Source organism: Paraglaciecola sp. (genome assembly GCF_051252315.1).
Lineage (GTDB): Bacteria > Pseudomonadota > Gammaproteobacteria > Enterobacterales > Alteromonadaceae > Paraglaciecola.
In genome coordinates, this window is the sequence record NZ_JBPOFP010000222.1 from 1 (window position 1) to 3,179 (window position 3,179).

Sequence of the window (3,179 nt, forward strand, 5' to 3'; positions counted from 1 at the left end):
ATCAAGAAGTAGAAGCCTTTTTTGAAAGACATTCACCCGAATCTATTATTGTTTGTGAGCTTGAAGATCCTGAGAAATGGCAGAAACTAGGCGCTTTTTTAGGAGTTCAGGTACCAATAGGTTACGGCTCTCATCAAAACAAATCAAAAAAATAACCTAATATATGCCGGATAAATGTCGTCAAACTCTAATGCATTGAGTAGTTAATTGAAAAATCTTAAGCAAAAAGGGCTAAGTGCCTTTATTTGGGATTTTATGGGGAAGTTGGCTAATCAAGGTTCCAGCTTTATCATTACTATTTTTCTTGCTCGGTTACTTGAGCCTGGTGATTTTGGCCTCGTGGCTATCGTTATGGTAGTGGTTGGTATTTCACAGGTTTTTACTGACGTAGGACTATCTGGAGCATTGATTCAGAGGAAGAATGTATCTCTTACTCACTATTCGTCGGTTTTCTATTTTAACCTTTCTATTGCGACACTGTTGGCGCTTTTAACTTATGTAGCCGCACATCCCATTGCTAAGTTTTATAACAATGAAAGGTTAATACCTTTAATAGAAGTAATTAGTATTCTTTTTATTATAAATGCTCTGAGCAGTGTACAAAGAACGAGACTAAGGAGGCAGCTCAATAACGCATTGATTTCTAAAGTAGAATTTATAAGTTCAATTTTTTCCGGTGCGATTGGCGTACTCCTCGCGCTTAATGGTGCGGGTGTGTGGAGTTTAATGGCACAGATTATTGTTGGAAGTGCATTTAATACTTGTGCCTTTTTTATATATTCAGGTTGGCGACCGCAGTTTTTATTTTCGTTTACTGCTTTGGCTGATCTTTGGGCATTTGGTTTTCGCATGTTTTTTGTTAGTTTACTAAATGCAATTACAGAGCGAATAGATTTTCTTATTATAGGAAAATTATTGTCACCTGAGACTTTAGGTTTTTTTCAACGAGCAAAATCGTTAAGAATGCTTCTGATTAAGTACACGTCTCAAAGCCTAATGTCTGTTTTATTCCCTGTATTAAGTTTAATTCAGGACGATTTACCACGATTCCAAAACGTTATACTAAAATCACTTAATTCTATGTGTTTTATAGTGTTTTTACTCGTAGGTGGTTTCTATTTGAGTGCAGAGGGAATGATACTTTTTCTCTACACAGATAAATGGGCTGCTTCTATTCCATATCTAGAAATGCTTTTAATAAGCGCAACAGCCTATCCAATTAATGCTGTCCTAGTAAACGTATTAAGTAGTAGAGGTAATTCAAAGTTATTCTTAAGAATGGCATTAATTAAGAAAACAATTTTTTTTAGTAGTTTATATGTTGCATTTCAGTGGGGATTAATGGGGTACTTATATGCTTTAATCGTTCTAAGCATTGTTAATACATACATTTCTATCTATTTTGTTTCATACGAAATACAAATCAAAAAGTGGACGCTTTGGAAACCAATATTAACTCAAATAGGAACAACGCTTATTTCAGTGGTATGCGCGCTTAGTTTTGCTAATTATGTAATGGTGACATCTTTAAACAAATTCCTTCTAACAAACACTACCTTTGTTGTTCTATTTCTCGCTCAAAATATACTTTTAAAAACAACAGGATATATTCATATTTTGGACGAAGTAAAAACTATCTTGAAAAAGAAAAAATTGCTGTCTTGACCCTACTTAAAAGTAAATGAGTTAAAACGTTCTATAGTCTTTAATCCAACCACTCAACAATAAGAATTTTAATTGGATGGTGTTTTTTCTATTGCTTCTTGAAACATAGGAATAAGCAATTTGTTACCGTTTTCACTAAGATGATCACCATCAGAATAAAGCGGTCTGCCATCTAATGAACCAAAACAGAATTTTTCATCACAAAGATATTCAGCGGTATCGAGTACGGTAATAGCGCATTTATCTTGTACTTGCCTATTCAACTTTTTAATAAACTGATTTCTTTCTAAATAAAGTTTTTTATCGATTTTAATATCTTGCAAATCGCCGCTCAAAGCAGCACGACGCGACATTGTATTGGGTACATTAAGCCTCATTTCAGGAATAGGCTCAGTAATAAAGACAGGATTTTGTTCAGCTAATTGGCAAGCTGTTTTCTCGTATTGTCGAGAAAAGTCATTCAACAAACCGCTTTCAACTATTGTATATTTTTTGTCGAAATAAATGGCTGGGGACAGACCTTGAAAACGCCTAGGATTCGTTTGACCGTATAAATATCCAGATGCTCTATTCACAACAAAAATTGGAATTCCTACATATTGATTTTGTAAAATATCAATGTTTCGGGCATTTGCTTGGGTGCAATTATAAATTGCATAATTCCGGTTTTTAGCTCCCAATATAAAGGGACAAGAGTGTCTTGCTAACACCAATACCCCAGCATTATTATCCATCAATGACGAAATTAGTGCTGTAGCTAATGAGTTAGCATGAGAATCGCCAATAATAATTGCTTTAATTTTTTGGTGATTTCCCAAAACACAACCTTCATGATCTGAAGAAGATTTGGGACTGCTTAAACACATTTTTGTCTTTAAGCTTCTATTGTCTGCCTCGGCAGCCGCGATGAGAATTTTTTTGTCAAAACGAGCTTCAAAGCCATCCGAGTGTTGCACTGCTGCGCCTATTGCACCTAGAGAACTTACTATTACGCACAGTAAAACGCCGCTTCGCTTGTTTGAATTAGTATTAACACCAACAAAAGCGCGATTTAAATACTTAAACTTATTTTCGATTAGGTAATAAGACAAAGCTCCCAAGACCACTGAAAGTGCAAGCCCAACGAATATCCACACTCCACTTGGAATAAGCTCAAAGTAGTTCAGCAAAACAACTACTGGCCAATGGTATAAGTAAATAGAATACGACGTTTTTCCTAACCAGTTAAAAATAAAGTTATTAGTAAAAATCGAATCTGATCTAGCAGCCAACATTATCATTGCAGTGCCAAATACAGGAAAAATAGCGAGATAACCTGGCCATATTTCTTCAGTTGTATAAGAAAAAACACAAATTACTATTAGTAACAAGCCAGCTAACTCAATCAGCTTTCCTCTAAAAGAAGATAACGATACAGGATAAAGATAAACAAGAGCACCAGCTAGTAGCTCCCAAGCTCTAGTGTGGAGTAAATAAAATGATGCAGTTGGGTATTTATCAGAAAACCCTATGGA

2 protein-coding genes are annotated in these 3,179 nt (G+C 35.1%); one reads left to right on the forward strand and one right to left on the reverse strand.

All coding sequences use genetic code 11. The features are described 5' to 3' along the window. The first annotated feature begins 207 nt into the window (after positions 1-207). A complete protein-coding gene (locus tag ACSHXM_RS21400) occupies positions 208-1,665 on the forward strand; it encodes a lipopolysaccharide biosynthesis protein (RefSeq protein ID WP_435692382.1) in 1,458 nt (485 codons plus the stop codon). Positions 1,666-1,733: 68 nt separating this feature from the next. On the opposite strand, the gene ACSHXM_RS21405 is transcribed toward ACSHXM_RS21400, so the two are convergent. Beyond that, on the reverse strand, positions 1,734-3,179 hold a 1,446-nt coding region (locus tag ACSHXM_RS21405), incomplete at its 5' end, for an acyltransferase family protein (protein WP_435692384.1).